Source organism: Bacteroidia bacterium (genome assembly GCA_019695265.1).
Lineage (GTDB): Bacteria > Bacteroidota > Bacteroidia > JAIBAJ01 > JAIBAJ01 > JAIBAJ01.
Genome location: JAIBAJ010000175.1, coordinates 1 through 4,441 on the forward strand (window position 1 = coordinate 1; position 4,441 = coordinate 4,441).

At 39.6% G+C, this 4,441-nt stretch carries 5 protein-coding genes; 4 read left to right on the top strand and 1 reads right to left on the bottom strand.

What is annotated here, in order from left to right; genetic code table 11:
- The 4 genes from K1X82_14900 to pseH all read left to right on the top strand — a co-directional run.
- Positions 1-325 (top strand): hypothetical protein (locus K1X82_14900; protein ID MBX7183398.1); only part of this gene is annotated, 325 nt, incomplete at its 5' end.
- A gap of 1 nt (position 326) precedes the next feature.
- Entirely contained in the window at positions 327-1,325 is a 999-nt protein-coding gene (locus K1X82_14905) for a hypothetical protein (GenBank protein ID MBX7183399.1), read from the top strand.
- Positions 1,315-2,238: a glycosyltransferase gene (locus K1X82_14910; GenBank protein ID MBX7183400.1), complete on the top strand. Its 924-nt coding sequence runs from the start codon at positions 1,315-1,317 to the stop codon at positions 2,236-2,238. Before K1X82_14905 ends, K1X82_14910 begins: the two co-directional genes overlap by 11 nt.
- Positions 2,222-2,758, top strand: coding sequence for a UDP-4-amino-4,6-dideoxy-N-acetyl-beta-L-altrosamine N-acetyltransferase (pseH, locus tag K1X82_14915; GenBank protein MBX7183401.1), 537 nt, complete (start codon positions 2,222-2,224; stop codon positions 2,756-2,758). The genes K1X82_14910 and pseH overlap by 17 nt, the downstream gene beginning before the upstream one ends.
- 213 nt (positions 2,759-2,971) lie before the next feature.
- Here pseH and K1X82_14920 read toward each other — a convergent pair whose 3' ends face one another.
- Positions 2,972-3,883 carry a hypothetical protein gene (locus K1X82_14920; GenBank protein ID MBX7183402.1) on the bottom strand — a complete coding sequence of 304 codons (912 nt, stop codon included), beginning with the start codon at positions 3,881-3,883 and terminating at the stop codon, positions 2,972-2,974.
- Positions 3,884-4,441: the final 558 nt, after the last annotated feature.

Consider the following 4,441-nt stretch of genomic DNA (forward strand, 5'->3'; position numbering starts at 1 on the left):
TGGGAAAAATAAAACATTAAGTTTGCAACCACGAGAGTCTAGCCCATCCGGGTTGGGTTTGTTTAACACCTTTAAGTGGTTTAAGGTAATGGCTTTTACGGAAGAAAGTTTTTTAACATTTATCCAGGACGAACTGGGGGCAACAGCAGCGGATTTTCATTCGCTCGATTTTGAGTTCAGGCAATTTAAATCATGGAGTTCATTAAATGCCCTTTTTCTCATATCCCGTTTAGCCGATGAAACAGGGGTGTTTTTATCTTCATCCGATTTGGCCGCTTGTAAAACCTTTAGGGATATTTTTATAGTCGTTCAGCCTATTACTTAACATGGCGCTTTCTCATTTTTCCACCATGGAGCTGCAAGGCATTCGAATGGTTTATCCAAGCCATTCAGAATCCAATTCGGAACTAATGTCGGAAGATGAAGCCCGGAACTTTAAAGAAAAAACCGGGATATTTCACAGAGTGGTATATCCCAACTCCAACAACCCTATCCAGGATTATATGGAACAAGGTTGCAGGGAAGTTATACAAGATCTGGGTTGGGAAAAAGAGAACATTGCTGTGTTGGTTTGCATTACCCAAACAAGCGATATGGCCTATCCATCCATAGCCAATCGCCTTCATGGAAATTTGGAATTGCCGGCTTCTTGCTTGTGCTTTGACGTAAATTTAGGATGCTCGGGTTATGTGTATGGTTTACATTTGGTGTATTCTTTGCTGGCCTCCTTACAACCTTCATCGGCCAAAGCCTTGCTTTGCGTGGGAGACTTATCCTCCAGGTTTATTCCCCCGGCAAACACCGGAATAAGAGCTTTGTTTTCAGACGGCATTTCCGTTTCTGGAATAGCTAAAACCAGCGCAAAGTCGGAATCCTGGTTTAACCTGGAATCGTTTGGAAAAGGAGCTTTTGCCATTTATTCCAAACCACATGAAGGCGGCGCCCAAATGGAAATGGATGGGTTGGAAGTGTTTAAGTATTCGGCACAATTTGTCCCTAAAAACATTGCACAATTGCTTAGCTTTTCCCATTCAGAAATGGATAATTTGGATGCCTTGGTTTGTCACCAGGCCAATCGGTTGATCAATGAATCCATTCGCAAGGCGCTAAAATGTCCGGAAGAAAAATGTTTATATAGTCTTGATTTGTTTGGAAACACTTCTTCAGCCAGCATTCCGGCCACCTTGGTAGCGAAATTGCCCAAACAAAGAAATGACCTAAATCTGTTACTTTCAGGGTTCGGCGTAGGTTTTTCAATTGCATCCGGAATAATTACCCTATCTTCGTCATGCAAACTCGGGGTATCTGTTCGGAATGAAAATTGATGTAATCATACCAACCTACTATTCAAAACAACTACTTAAACCATTGTTAGTTAAACTTTTGGCTTGGAAAGAAAGCACAAGCCTAAAGCCTCATTTTATCTTTGTAGACGATGGCAGCTTAGATGGTACCCTGGAAGAGTTGAGGAAAGTATTACCGGGTTCAGGACTATCCTATACCTTGGTTGGAATAGCCCAAAATGTTGGTCAGCACAATGCCATAATTACCGGAGTAAGGGTTGGCAAAAGCAAAGTAATTGCCACCATGGACGATGATTTACAACACGATCCGTTTCAAATCGACTTATTGGTGCAAACCATGCAACAAGAAGATGCTGATTTGGTTTATGGCACCTACGATGACAAAAAGCACCACCGTTTGCGAAATGCCGGAACCTTGGTTTTGCAAAAATTTTTGAAATGGACTACCCAGGTTGATTACACCGATGTTACCTCCTTTCGGGTTTTTAAGCGAAAAGTGTTGGAAGGAAATCTAAATAGCCATGAAAAAATTCAATTTCTGGAAGATTACCTGATTTCAGGATCCAAAAGAAGATCCAAAGTGAAAGTAAAACATTTGGTTGGACTAAGAAATAAATCCAATTACAGCTTCTTTCAACTGGTAAGTATGGCCATCCGCATTGTGATTTTTCATTCCTCCTTCCCTTTGAAGTTTATTACCAGGCTTGGACTAAGCATTTCCTTTGTTTGCTTTGCCCTTGGTTTAAGGTATATTTACAACAAATTAAGCCATGATGTGGAACTGGGTTTTACTTCCATCATTGTTTCCATATTCTTTTCAACCGGATTAATCCTGTTTTCAATTGGGGTAGTAGGCGAATTCTTACGACGCATCTGGATTCAAAGCCAGGGTTTAAGCGTCATCAATGCCAGAATCTATGATTCAGAAAGCTAAGTTCCAAATCGAACCATTGACCCAAAATCACCTGGAATTGGTGCGATTTTGGCGCAACCAGGACTCGGTGAGACTGAACATGGAATTTCAGGAAGTTATTACAGCAGAAATGCAGTTGAATTGGTTCAAAAATTTAGAACAAGACTCCTCCCGAAAGTACTTTGTTTTTTCTCAAAATCTAATACCTATCGGTTTGGTGCATTTGGCTGAAATTGACTTTTCAACCAAATCGGCCCAGGTAGGCTTGTTTGTGGGAAATGAAAAATTCCATGGTACCGGCAGTGCCATTCCGGCCTCCTTGTATATTATGAATTTGGCCTTTGGAGAATTGGGTTTGGAAACCCTTTTTGCCAAAGTAAAAAGCAGCAACCAACAAGCTATTCAATACAATTCCTTTTTGGGATTCCAATGGATAAAAAAAGCATCCGAACTTTTTGAAGTTTATGCATTAACCAAAGATCAGTTTGTAAAAAACCAACCTCGCTTGGAACAAATTTATCGGGTGGATTCGATTGGATAAGGAGGATTGGAATTTTTCAGATTTCAACTTGGGTAAGGTCAAACGCATCGTAAATTATACCAATTTTAATTTATAAATAGTCAGAATGCTTTTATAAATTTAGATTGGTAAATACCGAGGATACAGAATGTTAGGCCAATTTTCTCAAGAAGAATTAATACATAAAATTGGACTATACATAATGTCCATTCGGTATTAGATGCTATACTCCAACTATTTTTGTAAGAGTCGCCAACGCAATTCGTTTATTCCGTTTCTAATTTGCTCTTTCCAGGAGTTGGACTGTAATTCAGCCCAGTCTTTAAAAAAGATGCTTGGATTAAGTCCATACTTAAACATCCGTTCGAAAAAACCCTCCCTGGCGTAAGGTGAGTTTTTCAAGGCTAATTTCGATTTAATCTGAGGATAAATCTTCTTAAAAAACACCTTTCGGTTATGCAGGTAAAATGGATCGCTTTTTCGGCTTTCTTTAAGTACATCCAATCCAATATGAAAGGTAAGATGGGCATCCATAACCCAGTTCGTATGTTGACCGAAAGCCATGACATTGTGAACCAATGCGGCTTCTAAAAAAGGGATACCCACACAAATATCATCCAAAACAAAGCGAGGCAACAGGTCCTTTTTTATCACAAAACAGTCGAATCCGGGATGTGAAAGGCCTAAATCGGCATAAATCTCAGGCAACCCAGAAGGGTTGCGGTATTTTTTTGATAGGCGTCTTCGGTTTATCACCACACAATCATGACCTTTCTCGATGTAAGAAAGCAACGCCACATAAAAGGAGGGCATTAATCCGATATCCATATTGGTATAAATCAGGTAATCAAACTCGGTAATCTCCTTCGACTTTTCAAGTATAGAGCGAATAAGCGGAAGTTTTCGACCGGATAAATTGGGGTAAAAATCCAGTACCGATTGGTCAAGGTTTGACAAAGGAATAAATCCCGGAGGAATGGCCGGAAGGTCTTCTTCAAACTGGGTGGTATAGCATTGAACTTGAACTTGATTTCGAGCAAAGTCTTTCGCCAAACGAATGCTTTCAAAGGTAATAGGTTGTGCTATTCCCAAATCAGAAGCTGCAGGAGCATAAACCGGATTTAGAAGATGAGCAAATTTAACCAAGGCCGCAAATTATTGAAATCAAAGTCCAAATTTAAGGTTTTCAGTCCTTAAGTTCCATCGTAAGCATTTGTTTTGGTAAAATAAACTTAAAATGGTTCATGGACTGTACTACCAATTTTAATTTATAAATAATCCGAAGGCTTTTATAAACCCAGATTCCGCATTAGAAATGCACAATCTCTACCCGAAATGCTACGGGAGGGGTAAGCCCAACAAAATCAAGCAGTACGGATTTGGAATCCTCCTATTGGTCCATTTGGGATTATTGAAAAATCAGTGCTACCGGTCAGGAAAAATAAGACCTTAAAAAAATGAAAATATAGGATTGGCGTGTTTTTTACCAGCCCTAATTTGAAGTAAAAACCGTTTTGAAATCCATGTATTTGAAGTAGTTTCAAGCCGGAATAGAATTCATTTGCAGATTTTGGATCAAGGCAGACTGCCCTTTTCCCGGCAATTTTCCCTTCTTAATCAGGAAAAAGCTTGGGCTGCTCAGAAAAGTTGTAATTTTATATTCCAAATTTCGACATGGAAAACCCGGTAACAGTTGTTTCGGCT

Coding starts and splice junctions, on each gene's coding strand:
- pseH (MBX7183401.1), top strand. CDS start 2,222: ATGATTCAGAAAGCTAAGTTCCAAATCGAACCATTGACCCAAAATCAC.
- K1X82_14905 (MBX7183399.1), top strand. CDS start 327: ATGGCGCTTTCTCATTTTTCCACCATGGAGCTGCAAGGCATTCGAATG.
- K1X82_14910 (MBX7183400.1), top strand. CDS start 1,315: ATGAAAATTGATGTAATCATACCAACCTACTATTCAAAACAACTACTT.